The 19235-nt window shown below is 71.7% G+C and carries 12 protein-coding genes; 7 read left to right on the plus strand and 5 right to left on the minus strand.

The window, feature by feature from the left end; all coding sequences use genetic code 11:
- Positions 1–67 precede the first annotated feature (67 nt).
- The 3 genes from ABZ642_RS21465 (at position 68) to ABZ642_RS21475 (ending at position 4454) form a co-directional block, all read left to right on the plus strand.
- Positions 68–1633 (plus strand): NAD(P)/FAD-dependent oxidoreductase, encoded by a 1566-nt coding sequence (locus ABZ642_RS21465; RefSeq protein ID WP_360486203.1) that lies wholly within the window; start codon positions 68–70, stop codon positions 1631–1633.
- A gap of 161 nt (positions 1634–1794) precedes the next feature.
- Positions 1795–2904 (plus strand): nitronate monooxygenase family protein, encoded by a 1110-nt coding sequence (locus ABZ642_RS21470; protein ID WP_360486206.1) that lies wholly within the window; start codon positions 1795–1797, stop codon positions 2902–2904.
- Complete coding sequence (locus ABZ642_RS21475) at positions 2901–4454, plus strand: acyl-CoA synthetase (protein ID WP_360486209.1); 1554 nt, start codon at positions 2901–2903, stop codon at positions 4452–4454. Before ABZ642_RS21470 ends, ABZ642_RS21475 begins: the two co-directional genes overlap by 4 nt.
- Positions 4455–4466: 12 nt before the next feature.
- Here the strand turns inward: ABZ642_RS21475 and ABZ642_RS21480 are convergent, their stop codons facing one another.
- The 4 genes from ABZ642_RS21480 to ABZ642_RS21495 form a co-directional block, all read right to left on the minus strand.
- Positions 4467–7376 carry an AAA family ATPase gene (locus ABZ642_RS21480; RefSeq protein ID WP_360486212.1) on the minus strand — a complete coding sequence of 970 codons (2910 nt, stop codon included), beginning with the start codon at positions 7374–7376 and terminating at the stop codon, positions 4467–4469.
- Between the two features lie 187 nt (positions 7377–7563).
- Entirely contained in the window at positions 7564–8580 is a 1017-nt protein-coding gene (locus ABZ642_RS21485; RefSeq protein ID WP_360486215.1) for a (-)-alpha-amorphene synthase, read from the minus strand.
- Positions 8577–10034 (minus strand): cytochrome P450, encoded by a 1458-nt coding sequence (locus tag ABZ642_RS21490; RefSeq protein ID WP_360486218.1) that lies wholly within the window; start codon positions 10032–10034, stop codon positions 8577–8579. Before ABZ642_RS21490 ends, ABZ642_RS21485 begins: the two co-directional genes overlap by 4 nt.
- A 247-nt stretch (positions 10035–10281) precedes the next feature.
- On the minus strand, positions 10282–12690 hold the full coding sequence (locus tag ABZ642_RS21495; protein ID WP_360486221.1) for a penicillin acylase family protein: 2409 nt from the start codon (positions 12688–12690) through the stop codon (positions 10282–10284).
- A gap of 108 nt (positions 12691–12798) precedes the next feature.
- Here ABZ642_RS21495 and ABZ642_RS21500 point away from each other — a divergent pair, with 108 nt between their 5' ends.
- The 4 genes from ABZ642_RS21500 to ABZ642_RS21515 all read left to right on the plus strand — a co-directional run bounded on the left by ABZ642_RS21500 (position 12799) and on the right by ABZ642_RS21515 (position 17551).
- A complete protein-coding gene (locus tag ABZ642_RS21500; protein WP_360486224.1) occupies positions 12799–14301 on the plus strand; it encodes an acyl-CoA synthetase in 1503 nt (500 codons plus the stop codon).
- 67 nt (positions 14302–14368) lie between these two features.
- Complete coding sequence (locus tag ABZ642_RS21505) at positions 14369–15904, plus strand: metallophosphoesterase family protein (protein WP_360486227.1); 1536 nt, start codon at positions 14369–14371, stop codon at positions 15902–15904.
- Between the two features lie 28 nt (positions 15905–15932).
- The gene (locus ABZ642_RS21510; protein WP_360486230.1) at positions 15933–16652 is read left to right on the plus strand and encodes a class I SAM-dependent methyltransferase; all 720 of its coding nucleotides are present in this window, start codon (positions 15933–15935) and stop codon (positions 16650–16652) included.
- A 62-nt stretch (positions 16653–16714) separates the two neighbouring features.
- Positions 16715–17551, plus strand: coding sequence for an alpha/beta hydrolase (locus ABZ642_RS21515; RefSeq protein WP_360486232.1), 837 nt, complete (start codon positions 16715–16717; stop codon positions 17549–17551).
- A gap of 7 nt (positions 17552–17558) precedes the next feature.
- Here ABZ642_RS21515 and ABZ642_RS21520 read toward each other — a convergent pair whose 3' ends face one another.
- Positions 17559–19154, minus strand: a complete 1596-nt coding sequence (locus ABZ642_RS21520; RefSeq protein WP_360486235.1) for a sulfatase — start codon at positions 19152–19154, stop codon at positions 17559–17561.
- Positions 19155–19235 lie beyond the last annotated feature (81 nt).

Consider the following 19235-nt stretch of genomic DNA (forward strand, 5'->3'; position numbering starts at 1 on the left):
GGCCCTCCCCGCACAACGAACCGGCAAGCCTCTTACCCGCCTAGATCATCATGTGTTACGAAGAACCATGCCCCCTGCCACCGAACCATCCAGGACCTACGACGCCATCATCGTCGGCGGCGGCCACAACGGCCTGGTCGCGGCGGCCTATCTGGCCCGGGCCGGACGCACCGTGCTGGTGCTGGAGCGGCTGGCCCGCACCGGTGGCGCCGCCGTCTCGACCCGCCCCTTCACCGGTGTCGACGCGCGGCTGTCGCGCTACTCCTACCTGGTCAGCCTGCTGCCCAGGAAGATCGTCCGCGACCTGGGCCTGGACTTCCGGGTCCGCGGCCGCACGATCTCGTCGTACACGCCCGTGGAGCGCAACGGCCGGTCGACCGGACTGCTGGTCGGCGGCGGCGAGCGACGCATCCGCGAGGCGTTCGAACGGCTGACCGGGGGCAAGCAGGAGTACCAGGCCTGGCAGCGGTTCTACGGCATGACCGGCCGGGTCGCCGAGCGCGTCTTCCCGACGCTCACCGGGCCGCTGCCCTCGCGCGAGGAGCTGCGCCACCGGATCGACGACAAGGAGGCCTGGCGGGTCCTGTTCGAGGAGCCCATCGGGGTCGCCATCGAGGAGAACTTCACGGACGACCTGGTGCGCGGGGTCGTCCTCACGGACGCGCTGATCGGCACGTTCGCCGACGCCCATGACCCCTCGCTGCGGCAGAACCGCTGCTTCCTCTACCACGTCATCGGCGGCGGCACGGGCGCCTGGGACGTGCCGGTCGGCGGCATGGGCGCCCTCACCGACGCACTGGCCGCCGCCGCACGCTCGGCGGGCGCGGTGCTCGCCACCGGGCACGAGGCGGTACGGATCGACACGGACGGCCGGGCCGCCGAGGTCACCTACCGCACCGCCGACGGCGAGGGCGTCGTCGCCGCCCGGCACGTACTGGTCAACGCCGCCCCGCAGGAACTCGCCGCCCTCACCGGCGACCCGGCCCCGGAGCCCGCCGAGGGCGCCCAGCTCAAGGTGAACATGCTGCTGAAGCGGCTGCCCCGGCTGCGCGACACCGCCGTCGACCCGCGCGAGGCGTTCTCCGGCACCTTCCACGTCGCCGAGGGGTACGAGCAACTGGCCACCGCCCACGCCCAGGCGGCGGCCGGCCGGCTTCCCGCCGCCCCGCCCTCGGAGATCTACTGCCACTCCCTGACCGACCCCACGATCCTCGGCCGGGACCTGGTCGAACGCGGCTACCAGACGCTCACCCTCTTCGGCCTGCACACCCCCGCCCGGCTCTTCGCCGCCGACAACGACGCCGTACGCGCCGAACTCCTCAGATCCACCGTGGCCCAGCTCGACGCCCATCTCGCCGAGCCCCTCGTCGACTGTCTCGCCCTCGACGCGGACGGCCGACCCTGCATCGAGGCCAAGACCCCCCTGGACCTCGAACGCGACCTGCGCCTCCCCGGCGGCAACATCTTCCACCGGGACCTGTCCTGGCCCTACGCCCAGGACGGCGCCGGCCGCTGGGGCGTGGAGACCCGGCACGCCAACGTCCTGCTGTGCGGGGCGGGCGCGGTGCGCGGGGGAGGGGTGAGCGGGGTCCCCGGGCACAACGCGGCGATGGCGGTGCTGGAGGGGGAGTGACGGGCGGCCCGCCCGGCCCGGTGGCCGCCGGAGAAACAGGCAGAGCCGAAATCTGCCACAGCAGAAAACCGACACAGCAGAGAACAGGCGGCAGAGCAGAAATCTGACGGAGCATCAGAAAACCTCTTCCGTCGGCCGGTCGACTGCGGCATCCTGCGCCCATGCAGACGGAGCTGAGCAAGACCCTGGGAGTCGAGCACGCCGTCTTCGGCTTCACGCCGTTCCCCGCCGTCGCCGCGGCCATCAGCCGGGCCGGTGGGTTCGGGGTGCTCGGCGCGGTCCGCTACACCGCCCCCGACGACCTCAAACGCGACCTCGACTGGATCGAGGAGCATGTCGACGGGAAGCCCTACGGGCTCGACGTCGTGATGCCCGCCAAGAAGGTGGAGAACGTCAGCGAGGCCGACGTCGAGGCGATGATCCCGGACGGGCACCGGCAGTTCGTGCGGGACACCCTCGCCAAGTACGGGGTGCCCGAGCTTGCCGAGGGCGAGGCGTCCGGATGGCGGATCACCGGCTGGATGGAGCAGGTCGCCCGCACCCAGCTCGACGTCGCCTTCGACTACCCGATCCGGCTGCTCGCCAACGCCCTCGGCTCCCCGCCCGCCGACGTCATCGACCGCGCCCATGACCAGGACGTCCTGGTCGCCGCGCTCGCGGGCAGCGCCCGGCACGCCCTCAAACACCGGGACGCGGGCATCGACGTCGTGGTGGCACAGGGGTACGAGGCGGGCGGCCACACCGGCGAGATCGCCACCATGGTGCTCACCCCGGAGATCGTCGACGCCGTGGCCCCGCTGCCCGTGCTGGCGGCGGGCGGCATCGGCAGCGGCCGGCAGGTGGCGGCCGCACTCAGTCTCGGCGCCCAGGGTGTATGGCTGGGCTCCATATGGCTGACCGCCACAGAGGCCGACCTCTCCTCGCCCGCCGTGACGCGCAAACTGCTCGCCGCCGGCTCCGGCGACACCGTCCGCTCCCGCGCCCTGACCGGGAAACCGGCACGTCAGCTGCGCACCGAGTGGACCGACGCCTGGGACGACCCGAACGGTCCCGGCACCCTCCCCATGCCGCTGCAGGGCCTGCTGGTCGCCGAGGCCGTCACCCGCATCCAGAAGTACGAGGTCGACCCCCTGCTGGGCACCCCCGTCGGCCAGATCGTCGGCCGCATGACCAGCGAACGCAGCGTCCAGGCCGTCTTCGACGACCTCACCCGCGGCTTCGAGCAGGCCGTCGACCGCATCAACCGCATCGCCGGAAGGAGCGCCAAGTGACCAGCACGCCCCCCGCCGGATTCTGGGCCCAGGCCGCCGACGAGCCCGACCGCACGGTGCTCGTCGCACCCGACGGCGAGGAATGGACCGCGGGCCGCCTGCACGCCGCCGCCAACAGACTCGTCCACGGACTGCGCGCCGCGGGCCTGGAGCGCGGCGACGCCTTCGCGGTCGTGCTGCCCAACGGACCCGAGTTCTTCACCGCGTACCTGGCCGCCACCCAGGCCGGCCTCTACCTGGTCCCCGTCAACCACCATTTCGTCGGCCCGGAGATCGCCTGGATCGTCTCCGACTCCGGCGCCAAGGTGCTCCTCGCCCACGAACGCTTCGCCGGCCCCGCCCGGCACGCCGCCGACGAGGCCGGCCTCCCGGCCACCCACCGGTACGCCGTCGGCGCGGTCGAGGGCTTCCGGCCGTACGTCGAACTCCTCCACGGACAGCCCGAGTCGGCACCCGCGGACCGCGAGCTCGGCTGGGTCATGAACTACACCTCGGGCACCACCGGCCGCCCCCGCGGCATCCGCCGCCCGCTGCCCGGCAGGCTCCCCGAGGCGGCCTACCTCGGCGGCTTCCTCGGCATCTTCGGCATCCAGCCCTTCGGCGACAACGTCCACCTCGTCTGCTCGCCGCTCTACCACACGGCCGTACTGCAGTTCGCGGGCGCGTCCCTCCACATAGGCCACCGCCTGGTCGTCATGGACAAGTGGACCCCCGAGGAGATGCTCCGCCTGATCGACGCACACCACTGCACCCACACCCATATGGTCCCCACCCAGTTCCACCGCCTGCTCGCCCTCCCCGAACAGGTGCGTTCCCGCTACGACGTCTCCGCCATGCGGCACGCCATCCACGGCGCCGCCCCCTGCCCGGACCACGTCAAGCGGGCGATGCTCGACTGGTGGGGGCCCAGCGTCGAGGAGTACTACGCGGCCAGCGAGGGCGGCGGCGCCTTCGCGACCGCCGAGGACTGGCTGAAGAAGCCCGGTACGGTCGGCAAGGCCTGGCCGATCAGCGAACTCGCGGTCTTCGACGACGACGGCAACCGGCTGCCGCCCGGTGAACTCGGCACCGTCTACATGAAGATGAACACCGGCGGCTTCTCGTACCACAAGGACGAGGCCAAGACGGAGAAGAACCGCATCGGGGACTTCTTCACCGTCGGCGACCTCGGCTACCTGGACGAGGACGGCTACCTCTTCCTCCGCGACCGCAAGATCGACATGATCATCTCGGGCGGGGTCAACATCTACCCCGCCGAGATCGAGTCCGCGCTCCTCTCCCACCCCGCCGTCGCCGACGCCGCCGCCTTCGGCATCCCGCACGACGACTGGGGCGAGGAGGTCAAGGCCGTCGTCGAACCCGCACCGGGACACGAACCGGGACCCGACCTCGCCGCCGCCCTCCTCGCCCACTGCGCGGAACAGCTCGCCGGCTACAAACGGCCCAAGACCGTCGACTTCATCGCCGAGATGCCCCGCGACCCCAACGGCAAGCTGTACAAGCGGCGGCTGCGCGACCCGTACTGGGAGGGCCGCACCCGTCCGGTGTGAGCCCCGACGGCCTCAGACGTGCCGGCGAGGATGGTCCTCCAGGAACCCGGCGAGGCCGGCGGCATCGGTGCCGATCTTGCGGTAGACGCGGGACAGCAGCTGCCGTACGCCCTGCTCGGTGAGGCGCAGCTCCTTGGCGACCACGGCCACCGGGTGCCCCTGGACGGTCAGTTCGGCGGTCCGGAGCTCCTGGGCGGTCAGCGTGTCCGCCTGCACATAGCGCAACGGCAACGGGCGCATCCCGGCCGCCGACAGCTCCCCCCTGGCCCGCGCAGCGAGCACCTCGGCCCCGCAGTGGACGGCTCCTTCCAGCCCCTGGTACAGCCGGTCGGCGGCCTCCTGGAGCCGCCCGTTGCGGGACAGCGCGGCACCGTGGCCCACCTGGGCACGGGCGAGTTCGTAGGCGGCGGGCGACTGTTCCAGATGGCCGACGGCCTCCGCGTACAGATCGACGGCCGCGGGCCCGCCGGTCACCTCGGCGAGGGTGTGCAGGGCCTGGCCGATGGTGGAGGCGGCCCCGAACTCCCCGGCACGCCGCACGGCGTCCTGGGCGTGACCGATCGCCTCCTGGGGGGAGGTGGGGGCGAGCGCCGAGGCGAGCCGGAGCTGCCACGGGCACCACGCCGGATTGCGCCAGCCCCGTGCGTCCAGCCAGTCCCCGACCGAGGACAGCAGCCGGACCGCTTCGGCGTGCCGTCCCTCCGCCAGGAGCAGTTCCGCGTACACGGTGCGCGGGTCGGGATAGATGACGGCGTTCACAGGTGCCTCACCGAAGTTGTGCTCGTCGGCGAATGCGCGAGCTTCGGCGATGCGCCCGCGGGCCAGCAGGGTCTTGATGAGAATGCTCACGCCGAACCACTGGGCGGCCACCACTCCGTCCACCTTGTCGGCGATGCGCAGACCCTCCCGTACAAGGTCCTCGGCTTCGGCCAGGAAGCCACGGCGGTAGCGGATGTAGCCGGCGATGGTCTGGCCGAAGGCCAGGTGGGAGCCGTGCCAGCCCTTGGCCACGCATTCGGCGATCCCTTTGCTGAACAGTTCCTCGGCCCGTTGCGGACGGTCGCCGTACATGAACACCAGGGCGACGGAGAGGGGCACCTCGAACCCCCGGTTCTCGTCGGTCCAGCTCATGCCGCCGCTCAGGGCCTTCTCGGCATACGCGAGGGACGTCTGCCTCGGTTCGCCGCGCATGGCCGCGTCCCAGGCCCGCAGTCCCAGGATGTAGCGTTCCTCCAGGCTGCGACCGGGCAACTGCTCGGCCAGACGTGCCAGTGTCCGGGAGCGGGCGGGCGAGTTGCCGTCGTCCGGACGCACCATGCTCCACACGAACTGATCGGCCTGCATACGCAGTCTGATGCGCGGATTCGTGGCCTGCCGTGCCTCTTCGGCCGCCACGGTCACGGCCTCGGCCAGCTGATCGGTGTGGGCCATGGCCGTCGTCAGCCGATAGACGATGGAGGCGCGCAGATCGGGGTCGACGTGGGGCTGCGCCAGCGCTTGGCGCAGATGCCGCACCGTGGCCGTGGGCTCGATCAGGAACGTGGCGCACGCGAGTTCGTGAAGTACCGCGGCACGGTCCTCGGGCAGGGGTGGCTCCTGCAGCGCGCGGGTCAGCAGACGCCGGGCCGCCTCGGTGGCCCCGGAGCGAAGGTATTCACGAGCGGCCTCGCGCAGACAGGCGACCGTCTCGGGACGGTCGTCGCAGGGGACTTCCAGAAGGTGCCGGGCGGCTTTGGTGGGGCCGTATCCCGCGGCCAGGACGGCCTGCGCGGCCGTGTTGTGCAGACCGGTGCGGAAGCCTGTGCGGATGGACCGGTAGATCGTCGTGGTGATCAGGGGGTGCACGAACGCGAGTTCGCCTTCGGGGCCGTGACCGTCGGCCAGGATCCGGGCCGCGCGCAACTTGTCGGTCGCCTCGGTGACGGCCTCGTCGCCGAGCACCGCGATGGTCGCGGCGAGCTGTGGCGAGAAGGGCGACCCCAGCACGGCAGCGGTGTGCGCGAAGCGGACGGTCGCCGTGCCGAGCTGCTCCAGACGCTCGATGAGCCCAGGGCCCTTGATCGTCGCGGCCAGCTCACGCATCGCGGGCAGGTCGCCCTCGGTGCCGCTCAGTTTCCGCTCGGCCAGTCCGATGGCGAGCTCCACCGCTTCGAAGGGGCTCCCGCTGGTGGCCGACCAGCATTCCTTGCAGAACTGGTCCTCGGCCTCCTCTCCGATCTCGTTCCTGACGATCTTCGCCACGCCCTCGGGACTGAGCAGCGCCAGGTTGTGGGGGCGGTCCCCGTGATCTCCCACGAGCGTGCGCAGTTCGCCCGCCTCGGACGGCAGCTCGTCGGGCCGGTAGGCCACCACGATCAGCAGGGGGAGGTCGTCGACCCGTGGTGCGAAGGAGGCGAGCCAGCTCAGTGACTCGAGGTCCGTCCAGTGCAGGTCGTCCAGGAGCAGGACGATCGGAGCCTTCCTCACCGCGAGGCGCGTCATGACCCAGTCGAGGCCTTCGCGGACGCCCGTCGGATCCGGCGCGGGGGCGGGTCCCTTCGCTTCGAGACCGAGCACGGCGGCGACGGTGTCGTACCAACTTCCCAGGAAGGTGTGGAGCTCGGCCGCGTCCATCCTCGCCAGTGAGGGCTGCATCAACTGGCGCACCACGCGGAACGCCGAACCCTGTTCCGTCTCGCCACCCTGGCCCGACAGTACGGTGAATCCGTGTGCCGCGGCCCGGGCGCGAGCTTCGGTGATGAGTGCGGTCTTGCCCAATCCGGCCGACCCGGTGAAGGCGAGCCGTCCTTTGCGCCCTGCGCGTGGCCTGCCGTCCGTGGTGCGGCGCAGCTCCCGGAATGCGGCGTCGAGGGCTTGAAGTTCCCGTCGGCGCTCGATCAACGTCGGTTGGTCCGTGATCGATTGCCGCGGCTTCGTTGCCATGTGCCGTACCGCTTTCTGTCGTTCGGCCTGCGGGAAAGCCGAGCGTACGCCTCGTCGAGGCGCGGTAGGCCGGATTGGTCACCATAGGGTGAATCATGAACTGTGGAGGGGACAATGCCCGCCCAGTGGGTACGGGCGATTGAATGGACATCTCTGATTGCGCTGTCGCCGGAGCGCGCCGGGGACTCTAGGGCACGGCGGGGACCGTGGCCACATCCGAGTACCGCGGCACGGTTCGGGACCAGTGGTAACACCCGCGGATCCAGCCGATCATGCCCTCCACGTAGCCCATTCCGGCGGCGCTCAACTCCGGTTCGACGGCCTTGTGGAGTTCCTGGAACTCTTCGACCGTGCCGTTGATCTGCTGAACGGCCAGGAGGATGGCGGTCTGCAGAGAGCATCGGTGTTCGCGCTGGCGCGCCAGGGCCAAGTTGATCATTTCGCCCGCACGCTTCTCCTTCACAGCGGAGAACAGGTCGGCCGTCCACACGGCCGCATCGGCCGACAGCCGGCCGAGTCGCTCTACAACGGGGTGGTGAAGTTCGGAGAGGGGTACTTCGAGCGGCTGGGCGGCCTCGTACAGCGGGTAGAACGGTTCGACTCCCGCGGTCAGCGACCGTATGGAGGTGCAGTCCGCGGAACGCAGGAGGAAGGGGTGGTCCTGGGCCACCGCTTCGTACAGCAGCCCGTGTACGTATTCACGGCTCTTCCAGGCCCACCGCGCGGCCTGTGCCGGTGTGCATCGTTCCCGGACCTGCCGGTGGAGATCGGTCAGAGCCGCTCCGAGGGGAGTGCTGGGCGGCCGGCCGTCCCGCAGGATCGCAACGCTCTCGCACAGCATGGGCAGCAGCCCGCCCGGAGAGCACCGACCGACGTCTTCCGCGAGGTCGTCGAAAACGAACTGATAGGCGATCTGATTGGCCACGATCTGGAGGAGATCGCAGTCCACCGCCGGGCTGGTGTACGACGCGAGCTCGGCCGGCCGGGTGCGCGCGATCATCGCCGCCACCCCCGGTTCGCCGGTCAGACCCCACCTGCTCAGCCAGGCGTCGACGCCGGCGGCGGCCTCGGCCTCATGGGGGTTGCGCTGGAAGGGAAAGGGCATGTGGAGGTGGGTGTCGATCAGGTCGCGGAGGTTGGCGACCGGGGTTTCGTCCAGTACGCCGACCGGGATGTCCTCATGTGTTGCCGACAACGTGATCACCTGCCCTTTCGGGAGTCCGAGGCGCGAGGGGCGGCCACGGCTCGGGGTGCGGGGGAGTCGGCGCGGGGCGTCGCGCCCGACGGCATGCGGGAGCGGGCTTCGCAGGTCATGACCAGGGAACGCGGACCCAGCGTGATCGCGGGGCGGGGTGCCTGTTCGGTGGTGCCGGGCAGATGGCGCAGGCGACGGCGGCCGGCGATGGTCGCCAGCGCCAGGGTGACCTCGACCATGGCGAACTCGTCGCCGAGGCACTTGCGGTTGCCCGCGGAGAACGGCATCGTCGCGCGGCGCTGTGCGGCGGTGGGCCGCCCCGGCAGCCAGCGGTCGGGGTCGAAACGCTCGGGGTCGGGGAACCACGACGGATCGTGGTGCAGGAGGTAGGGGCTGTAGAGCACGGTGGCCCCCGCGGGCAGCCGGCGCCCGGCGAGTTCCGTCTCCCGGGTGGTGACGCGGGTGAAGAGCCAGCCGGGCGAGGAGTGGCGGAGCGTCTCGGAGACGACGCACCGGGTGTGCACGAGGTGCGGCAGATCGTCGGGGCCGGCAAGGCGGCCGTCCGGGAGGACGGCGTCGAGCTCGGCGTGCAGCCGGCGCTCCGCCTCGGGGTTGCGGGCCAGCAGGCTGAACGCCGCGGCCAGCGCCAGTGCCGAGGTCTCGGCGCCGGTGAGCAGCAGCGTGATCAGGTGGTCGTGGATCTCCTGGTCGGTGATCGCCGCCGCTCCGTCGGTGCCGCGCGCGGCCGCCAGCAGCGTGCCCAGCACGTCGTCGCGGTCGGCGCCGAGCCGGCGCCTCGCGATCGCCGTGTCGATGATCGCGTGCAGGCGGCTCAGGGCGCGCCGATAGCGGCGGTTGGCCGGGGTCGGAATGCGGAAGAGGACGTCGACCGGGACGACCGTGCGCAGGAACAGGCCACGGACGACGTCCGCGAGGCAGTCCCGCACCTCTGCGGTCGTCCTGTCGTCCAGGGAGTCGGAGAGCAGGACCCGGCTGATCACCCGGGTCGTGAAGGTCATCATCGCCTCGGTGACCGGCACGGTCCCGCCCGCCTGCCATCCCTCGCACACCGACTCGGCCTCCTCGGTGACGAGGTCCGTGTAGGCGGCGACATGGGAGGGCCGGAAGGCCGGTTGCAGCAGCCTGCGTTTGTCGCGGTGGGTGGGCTGGCGGCAGGTGACGAGGCCGTCGCCCATCAGACTGCCCAGTCTGTCGTAGAGCGGGCCCCCCTTGTCGAAGGTGTGCGGATCCATGAGCACCTCGTGGGTCAGCTCGGGATGGCACACCATCCAGGCACGCTGGGGGCCCAGGCGTATCTCGACCAGATCTCCGTGTGCGGGCAAAGAATTCAGAAACTCCAGCGGCCGTCGGTAGAAGGCGATACCGTGACCGAGGAGAGGGAATATGCCGGGAGCAGTACCTGTCGTCCATGTTCGTTTTTGTTCAGGCACAGCGTGGTTCATGGAAACCTCCTGCCCGGTGCTACACGTGAAATGAGTGAACCTGCCTCGGGTTGAACGTCCGAGACAAGTCCTGCCCAGGTTCCACGTTCCGCGGTTTCCCGAAACCTTTCTCCAAAGGGGCGCACGGGAGCACGCTGAAGCAGAATTCCCATGGTGTGAACGATTGTTGATGCACTGCGCAGCGAGCGGGATTTTCCTGTGTCACTCCCGTGCGGTCCCGCCCCACCAGGAACGGGACCGTACGCGCTCAGCTTTCGTGGACCCGGAGCGATTCCAACGCCGGGGACGAAAGGATGTCCTTCTCGCAGAACCGCGCCGTCACCCACCTCTCGGCCGAGAACAGCCGGGTCTGGTCGCTGTGGTGCGGCGAGTTCGGGTTCGAGGACTGGGAGTACGTCAGCAGGGTGCGGGCCACCGGGCAGTGGCTGTCGTCCCAGCCCACCGCCTGGATGTGACTGGAGCCGAACGCGACGTCCGTGTAGCCGCCCTGGCCGGCGTTCCAGACCGGCTCGATCTTGTTCCAGACGCCCAGCGCCTCGGTGCCGCCCGGGACCGGGATCCGCCGTCCGTCGCGTACGACGAACTGGTGGTCCCCGAGCCGGGAGCCCAGCGGGATGCCCGCCGCCCGCAGTTCGGCCACGGCGTCGGCGAGGGCCGTGGCGAAGCCGGGTGCGGCGGTGTCGAGCGTGTTCGGGGTGTGCACCGGGTCGGCCGCCGAGAACGGCACCCGCCACAGCTGGGCCGCCGGCACCGAGGCCGTCAGCTTCCGCCAGAAACGGTCGAAGAGCAGGGCGCCCCGGCTGCCGGTGTCCATCGTCCGGTCCCAGGCCGCGAGCACCGGACAGGCCGCCGAGACGTCGACCGCCGTGCCGTCGCTGCCCGTCGCCGTACCGCCCGGCAGCGCGGCACACGCCTTCGCCGCGTCGGCCGCCGCCAGGTCGCCCGCGGGCACCCGGTTCGCGAACTCCTGTCGCTGGAGGTCCTGGACGGTCAGCCCGCCCCGCTTCGCCATCGCCGCCACGTCCTCGATCGCGCCCCGGGTGCGCGGTGTGCGCGGCGTGCCGATGTCGCCGAAGATCCGCTCGTACCCGGTCAGCGGCCGGTCGGCATTGGTCAGCCAGGCGCTGTCGTTGGAGTTCTCCACGTACGGGGCGTCCTGGAGGACGGGCATCCGGGCGGGCCCGAAGGTACCGGGCTGCACGGCGTCGGCGTCAGTGCCGGGCGTGCAGTCGGCGCGCGAGCCGTCGAGGACCGCCAGCCCCGCCTGCGGATAGGTGATCCTGCCCAGATCGGTGGAGCAGCGGGCCGCGAGGCCGTCGGTGATCCGGGGCAGCACCTGCGACTGCGTGTACAGGGTGTGCCCGCCGGAGTCCGCGGCGACGGTGTTCACCCACGGGAGCCCCTGGTACCGGTCGAGGGAGGCGCGGACGTCCGCCGTGGAGCGCGCCCTGCCGAAGCCGAGTGAGGTGTCGGCGAACCGGAAGTTGGCGGCGTTGGGGTCGTTGAACGCGTACGCCGTCGTGGCGGTCCAGGGCAGCGGCGGATCGCCGTCCGGGTCGGCGACCACCGGGCCGTACCGGGTCCACCACTGGGTGCGGGTGACGGGGGCACCGTCCTTGACCGCCACGGTCACGGTCCGCCTGGTCATCCGCTGCCGTGTGCCGTCCACCAGATAGACGGTGGGGTCGGACGGGTCGAGCGTGAGCCGGGTCAGGTTGAAGGGGACGCCGGTCGCGACGGTGTGACTCCAGGCCACCCGGGAGTTGTAGCCGATGGCCACGGTCGGCGTGCCGAGCAGGGACGCGCCGGCCACGTTCAGCTCGCCCGGAATGGTCTGCTGGGACTGCCAGAACCGGCGTCCGCCCTGCCACGGGTAGTGCGGGTTGCCCAGCAGCAGCCCCCGGCCGTTCGCGGTGGTGGCGCCGCTGAAGGCGACCGCGTTCGATCCCATGTCGGAGGTGGCGGACCGGTCCCGTACGACCTTGATCAGGGCCTCGGCGTCAACGCCGCGCTCGGGCGCCGGGGCGCCGGTGGGAGGCGTCGCCCCGGTGATCTCGTCCACGGCGCCGCCCTGGCCGCCCAGGACGGAGAGGGCGTAGTAACGGGTGGCCACGTCCAGCGTGGTGACCGGCCGCACCCAGGCGGCGCCCGCGCAGGCCGGGTCGTTGATCCGGTGCTTCGCCAGCCAGGTGTTGTATCCGGTGGCGAACCCCCGTATCAGGTCCTTCACCTGCCGGCTCGGGCCCAGCGGAGCCGGTTCGGCGAGCAGCTTCGCCACCGTGCCGGACTGCCGTACGCCCCGGAAGTAGAGGTCGCTGGACAGGTTGTCCCCGGCCGACGAGAGCGAGAGGTCGGTGGTCGCGGTGGCGCCGAAGAAGCGCGAGCGGTCGCCGCGTACGGTAGTGAAGCCGTCGGCGAGGGTGCAGACCTGGTCGGCCGCCTGCGCCCAGCCCGTGCCGAAGCCCAGGTCGGCGTAGTCCTCGGCGAGGATGTGCGGAATGCCGTACTCGGTGTAACGGATGACGGCGGACAGGCCGCCGTGCGAGGGACGGGCCTGAGGAGCGGCCCGCTCGGCCGCGGCGGCCGGTAACGCGGCCGAGGCGGTGAGCAGGGCGACGGCTGCGACGAGCAGCCGTCTCGCGCGGGTGGTGCGCATCTGTGTCTCCCAACGTCGTTGCGGGACAAAGCGGTTGAGCCCGGTTGCGCGGGGGTGCGGTGCCATGGTGCTTGACCTCTCCCGGCGACGGGCCGAGGATCATGAGTCATGACGCAGGGACAGGGCAGCACGGTTGACGGGGTGCTGCGGCGCAGCGCCCGGCGCACCCCCGCACGGGTGGCGCTGGAGTACGGCGAGCGCCGGTGGACGTACGGGGAACTCGACGACGCCGTCTCCCGGGCGGCGAGCGTCCTGCTCGACCAGGGCCTCACCCGCGGCGACCGGGTCGGCACCTACGGGCACAACTCGGACGCCTACCTGATCACGTTCCTCGCCTGCGCCCGGGCCGGCCTGGTGCACGTGCCGGTCAACCAGAACCTGACCGGCGAGGACCTCGCCTACCTCGTCGGCCAGTCGGGCAGCTCACTGGTGCTCGCCGACCCGGACCTCGCCGGACGGCTCCCGGACGGGGTGAGGGTGCTGCCGCTGCGGGACGCCGACGGCTCGCTCCTGGCCCGGCTCGCGGACGCGCCGCCGTACGACGGTCCCGAACCGCGTACCGAGGACCTCGTGCAGTTGCTGTACACCTCGGGGACCACGGCGCTGCCCAAGGGCGCGATGATGACCCACCGGGCGCTGGTGCACGAGTACCTGAGTGCGATCGCCGCCCTCGACCTGAGCGCCGGTGACCGGCCCGCGCACGCGCTGCCGCTCTACCACTCCGCCCAGATGCACGTGTTCCTGCTGCCCTACCTGGCGGTCGGCGCGACCAACATCGTCCTGGACGGCCCGGACGGCGACACCCTCTTCGACCTGGTCGAGGCCGGACGCGTGGACAGCCTCTTCGCGCCGCCCACCGTGTGGATCGGGCTGTCCAACCGGCCCGACTTCGCATCGCGTGACCTGAGCGGACTGCGCAAGGCCTACTACGGGGCGTCGATCATGCCGGTGCCCGTCCTGGAGCGGCTGCGTGAACGGCTGCCGAAACTGGCCCTGTTCAACTGCTTCGGACAGAGCGAGATCGGGCCGCTGGCCACCGTACTGGCGCCCGAGGAGCACAAGGGGCGGCTGGACTCCTGCGGCCGTACCGTGCTGTTCGTGGAGGCGCGGGTGGTCGACGAGGACGGCGAGGACGTGCCCGACGGCACGCCCGGTGAAGTCGTCTACCGGTCCCCGCAGTTGTGCGAGGGGTACTGGGAGAAGCCCGAGGAGACCCGGGAGGCCTTCCGGGACGGCTGGTTCCACTCCGGCGACCTCGCGGTGCGCGACGCCCACGGCTACTTCACCATCGTCGACCGGGTGAAGGACGTCATCAACTCCGGTGGTGTACTGGTCGCTTCCCGGCAGGTCGAGGACGCGCTCTACACCCACGAGGCCGTCGCCGAGGCCGCCGTGATCGGACTGCCCGACGAGCGGTGGATCGAGGCCGTCACGGCGGTCGTCGTGGCGCGCGGCGAGGTCGGCGAGGCCGAGCTGATCGCCCATGTCAAGGAGAAGATCCCCGCCTTCAAGGCGCCCAAGCGGGTGCTGTTCGTGGACGCGCTGCCCCGCAACGCCAGCGGGAAGATCCTGAAGCGGGAACTGCGGGAGCGGTTCGGGGAGGCCCCGTGAGGACCCAAGACGTCTGGTTCCCTACCTCGCGCGGCTTCCGGCACCACGTCCGGCGTTCACCGGTGGCGTGCACATAGCAGACATGCGCTGCTGCCTCCCCGTCCCCCTCGGCGCACTCGCGGGCATCCCCGGCCCCTGCGAGATGCTGCGCTCCGGTTTCCTGCTCGCACCCGCCCTGCTCAGGTCCGCCACCGCCCCCGCGCCCCGTCACCACCGCTCCCTCGTCGCCGTCCACCTGGAACTGGTCACCCTCACCGAGGACCGCGCCGTCATCACCTGGCACACCGCCCTGCCCGGCACCGACGACGGCACCGGCAGCATGCTGCCCGCCGTCACGGAGGGCGAGATCGTCTACGGCACCCATCCCGCCCGCCTGAACCGCACCGCGGGCGAGGACCGGCCCACCGCCCACCACCATGTCGAACTCACCGGCCTGGAACCGGGCCAGACCTACTACTACCAGGCCCGCTCCCAGGGCGTGCCCGCCACACCCACCGCGCTGCACCTGGTCCGCGGCAACGCGGCCGGCACCTCCCGGCACGGCCTCGGCTCGCCCGGCGGCCCCTACTCCTTCACCACCCCCCAGCCCCCGCCCGGCCGCCACCTGCTCTCCCTCGCCCTCTGCAACGACCTGCACATCGGCGAGACCGTCGCCGGTCTGGTGGCCGGCGTGCCCTTCCTGCGGGGCGTGGCCCAGCGGGCCGGGCTGACCGCCTACCCGGAGCTGATGAGCCGCGCCGTGGTCGACGAGGCCCGCCACCGCGGGGCCGAACTGCTGCTGGCCGCCGGTGACATCTCCGCGGGCGGCGCACCGCGCGACCTGGCGGAGGCCAGAGGGATCCTGGACGGCTTCGGCACCCACCGGCGGGACTACTTCGTCGTCCGCGGCAACCACGACCGCAACGCGCAGGAGGGCGACACCTTCCGCCGCGCGTTCGGTACGCCCGACGGTCCCGGCTACTTCGAGCACGACGTGGGCGGGCTGCGGATCATCGGGCTCGACACCTACGACAAGCGCGGCAACGGCGGTGACGCCGGCGGTCTCGGCGCCGAGCAGCTGTCCTGGTTCCGCCGCCGGCTGCGGGCCCACCGGGAACAGCCCACCGTGGTCTTCGGACACCATCCGCTCACCGTCCGGGACGCCCTCTTCCCGGTGAGCCCCGGACAGCGCCTCGGCCGCCGCCAGGCCCGCGCGATCCTGCGGGCCTACGCCGCCGCCCCGGGCGTGTTCCTCCACCACGCCGGCCACACCCACCGCAACAAGCGCACCCATGTGCCCCTCGCCCCCCGGGTGACCCTGCAGGAGGTCGGCGCCGTCAAGGAGTACCCCGGCGGGTTCTTCCTGCTGCGGATCCACTCCGGCGGCTACGCCCTCAACTTCTTCCGGGCCCGCCGCACCGAGGCCCTGGAGTGGAACGAGCGCAGCCGACGGCAGGCCGGGGGACTGTGGCCGTACCACGCGCTCGGCCGCACGGTCGCCGACCGCAACAGCGTGGCCGTCCACGACCTGTCCGGCATCGGCCGCCCGGCACAGCCGTCCGCGCCGTCCGGTTCGCCCCAAGGGATGACGGCCGTCCCGATTCCCCGCCTGGATGCGGCCTGAGGCACGGACGTCTCCGTAGCGTGGACGCATGTCGACCCTGTGGGAACTCATGCACGACTGCATCCCTGACGACCACGCCCGCCAGGTCACCTCCCGCTACTACCTCGACGAGGCCATGAGCTCGCCGCGGGCCCCGGACCGGGTGGTCGACCTGGGATGCGGGCGGGGCACCTCGGCCGGGCTCTTCCGCCGGCACGCCCCGGACGTGCGGTGGGTGGGGCTCGACATCAGCGACTCCCCGGAAGCCGCACAGCGCTCGCCCGGCCGCGACCCGGTGGTGTACTTCGACGGCGTCAACATGCCGTTCCGCTCCGACGCCGTGCCGCTGGTCTACTCCCACCAGGTCTTCGAACACGTCGCCCGGCCCAGGGAACTGCTCGCGGAAGTGGGCCGGGTGCTGCGTCCGGGCGGACTGTTCATCGGCAGCACCTCCCAGTTCGAGCCCTACCACTCCTTCAGCCTGTGGAACTACACCCCTTACGGCTTCCGGGTCCTGGTGGAGGAGGCCGGGCTGGCCCTGGAGGAGATCCGGCCCTCACTGGACGGCGTGACCCTGATCATGCGCACCTACCACTCCTCGCGGAAGAAGGAGTACGGCCGGTTCTGGCAGACGGAGTCGCCGCTCAACACGGAGATCGACACCTGGGCACGCAAGAGCGGGCGCCACACGGCCCTGGTGAACCTGCGCAAGCTCACGTTCTGCGGCCAGTTCGCCTTCCGGGTGACCAAGCCGGGCGCGAGCGTCTGACTCGGGCGCCGCCCGTTGAACCCCGTTGCGACACCGCGCCGCCGTCCCCCATGATCAGCCGCATGCCCACCTTCACCGCGGCGGACGGAACCCGCCTCGCCTACCACGTGCGGGGCGAGGGCGAACCGCTCGTCGTGCTGCCCGGCGGACCCATGCGCGCCTCCGCCTACCTCGGGGACCTGGGCGGGCTGACGGCCCACCGTCGGCTGATCCTGCTCGATCTGCGCGGAACCGGCGACTCCGCGGTGCCCGCAGACCCGGAGTCGTACCGCTGCGACCAACAGGTCGACGACGTGGAGATGTTGCGGGCCCACATAGGGCTCGACCACATGGACGTACTGTCGCACTCGGCGGGCGCGAGCCTGGCTATCCTCTACGCGGCGGCCCGTCCGCACCGGGTACGGCGGCTCGCGCTGATCACCGGAAACCCCTCGGCCCTCGGCCTGCGGACCACCCCGCAGGAGCGGCTGGCGGCGGCCCGGCAGCGGGCCGCGGAGCCCTGGTTCGGCGCGGCGTTCCCCGCCCTGGAGGCCTGGCTGAACGGCACCGGGGACTTCGACGAGGCGTTCATGCCCTTCTTCTACGGCCATTGGGACGACACCGCCCGGGCCCACGACGCGGCCGCCGAGGAACAGACCAACGACGAGGCCGGCGACCGCTACTTCGCCGACGGCGCCTTCACCCCCGACGCCACCCGGACCGCCCTGCGCGCGCTCACCGCCCCCGTCCTGCTGTACGCGGGCGAAGTGGACGGCGGACCCAGCCCCGCACTGGTCCGGCGCGCCGCCGCGGCCTTCCCGAACGCCGAGGTCGTCGTGCAGCCCGGCGCCGCCCACTACCCCTGGCTCGACGACCCCGAGGAGTTCGTCCGCCGTACCGTCGCTTTCCTGAACGCCTGAGCCGGGCTCAGTTCCGCGGACCGTACGCTTTCAGAAAGCGGTCGCGGAACTGGTTCATCGCCCAGATCGGGGCGTCCCCGGCCGGCTTCAGACCCGGCGTCCAGCCCCAGCCGGCCACCCGGTCCAGGACCTTCGGGTCATGGGCCACGATCGTGATCGGGACGTCCCGGCGCGGGCTGTCCGCGACGACCTCCGGCCGGGGCTGGTGATCGCCCAGGAACACCAGGACCGTGTTCGCGTCGGCGTAGCGCCGCATGAACCCGATCAGACTGCGCAGGGAGTACTCGACGGAGACCCGGTACTCGGTGCGCACGTTCTCCGTGTCCTTCCAGACCTCCGCCGGGTCCTTGCCCGCCCGCTGGATCGGCCCGAAGACCGAGCCGTCACCCAGGTCCTTCCAGCCGATCATGCGGGGCAGGGGCGCCCAGGGCTGGTGGCTGGAGGCGAGGACGATCTCCGCCATCACCGGGCGCCGGTTCCGCCTGCCGAACTCCAGGCGCTCGAAGGCCTCCAGCGTGAACTGGTCGGGGACCGGGCTCCAGCTGAAGTACGGGCCGCGGTAGCCCAGATGTGTGGAGTCGTAGGAGCGGTCGAGGCCGAAGAACCCGGCCTCCGGCCAGGCCCGTCGGACGCCCGGGACGACCCCGACCGTGCGCCACGCACCGGTCCTGCGGAAGTACTTGTTGAGGGTCATCCGGTCGCCGGAGACGAGGTGGCGGTAGCGCTGCTGGTTGTTGATCCACAGCCCGGACAGCAGCGTGGCGTGGCACATCCAGCTGCCCGCCCCGATCACCGGCGACCGCAGCCAGCCGCTGCGCGCGTCGAAACCGGCCGCCTTCAGAGAGGCGGTGCCCTCCGCGAGGACCGCGCCGACCTGCCGGGCCATCGCCGGGTCCTCGATCGCCGTGCGGCCGTAACTCTCGACGAACGTGAACAGCACGTCCTTGCCGCGCAGGCCGGTGAGCAACCGGTCCGGTGGCGTCCTGGCGAAGGCGTCGACGGCGGCCTCCGCCTCGAAGACCCGGGCGTCCGCGAGCCCGGCACGGACCGCCCGCACCCGGTCGTCCACCAGCTGCGCGTCCAGCGTCGAGGCGACGGGGGCGCCGCCGGCCTCCAGGCCGAAGATCGCGCAGGTGACCCAGGCGACGGCCAGGGCGAGGGTGGCACCGCCCGCGGGCGGGCGGCTGCGTGCCATCCGCTCGGCGAGCCGCACCATGGCGAGCACGGTGAGGACGAGCACGGCCACGACCAGCAGCAGCGCTCCGGCGATCGCGAGCACCTCACTGGTCCGGCCGAACGACTCGCGTACGAAGTCCGCGGCGTCGTCCAGCAGGATCCAGTCGAGCACCAGGTCGAAGGGGCGTTGCAGCACCGAGTAGAAGCCCATGTCCAGACACTTCACGAGCGTCAGCACCCCGAGCAGCAGGCCCGCCACCGCCGCCGTGACCCGCCGCGCCCGCCCGGGCAGCACCAGCAGTACGGCGGCGAGCACGATCCCCTCGACCGGGATCCGCAGGAACGCCGGCGGCGTGAGCAGGTCGAGCCGGTTCGGCAGCGACAGGGCGCCCAGCAGCACGGCGGCGGCCAGGACCGTCGTCCCCACCGTGACCCCCCGGGCGGCCCGCGGACACCTCTGGCGCCATCGCGGCCGGCGCTGCTGCCGCTGCCCGGGCTCGGTGGCGGC

The sequence above is a fragment of the Streptomyces sp. NPDC007157 genome, from assembly GCF_040634235.1.
GTDB lineage: Bacteria > Actinomycetota > Actinomycetes > Streptomycetales > Streptomycetaceae > Streptomyces.

What these genes read in the sequence shown, in the direction of transcription:
- ABZ642_RS21465 (WP_360486203.1), top strand. Translation starts at nt 68, where the DNA reads ATGCCCCCTGCCACCGAACCATCCAGGACCTACGACGCCATCATCGTC.
- ABZ642_RS21470 (WP_360486206.1), top strand. Translation starts at nt 1,795, where the DNA reads ATGCAGACGGAGCTGAGCAAGACCCTGGGAGTCGAGCACGCCGTCTTC.
- ABZ642_RS21480 (WP_360486212.1), bottom strand. Translation starts at nt 7,376, where the DNA reads ATGGCAACGAAGCCGCGGCAATCGATCACGGACCAACCGACGTTGATC.
- ABZ642_RS21490 (WP_360486218.1), bottom strand. Translation starts at nt 10,034, where the DNA reads ATGAACCACGCTGTGCCTGAACAAAAACGAACATGGACGACAGGTACT.
- ABZ642_RS21495 (WP_360486221.1), bottom strand. Translation starts at nt 12,690, where the DNA reads ATGCGCACCACCCGCGCGAGACGGCTGCTCGTCGCAGCCGTCGCCCTG.
- ABZ642_RS21500 (WP_360486224.1), top strand. Translation starts at nt 12,799, where the DNA reads ATGACGCAGGGACAGGGCAGCACGGTTGACGGGGTGCTGCGGCGCAGC.
- ABZ642_RS21510 (WP_360486230.1), top strand. Translation starts at nt 15,933, where the DNA reads ATGTCGACCCTGTGGGAACTCATGCACGACTGCATCCCTGACGACCAC.
- ABZ642_RS21515 (WP_360486232.1), top strand. Translation starts at nt 16,715, where the DNA reads ATGCCCACCTTCACCGCGGCGGACGGAACCCGCCTCGCCTACCACGTG.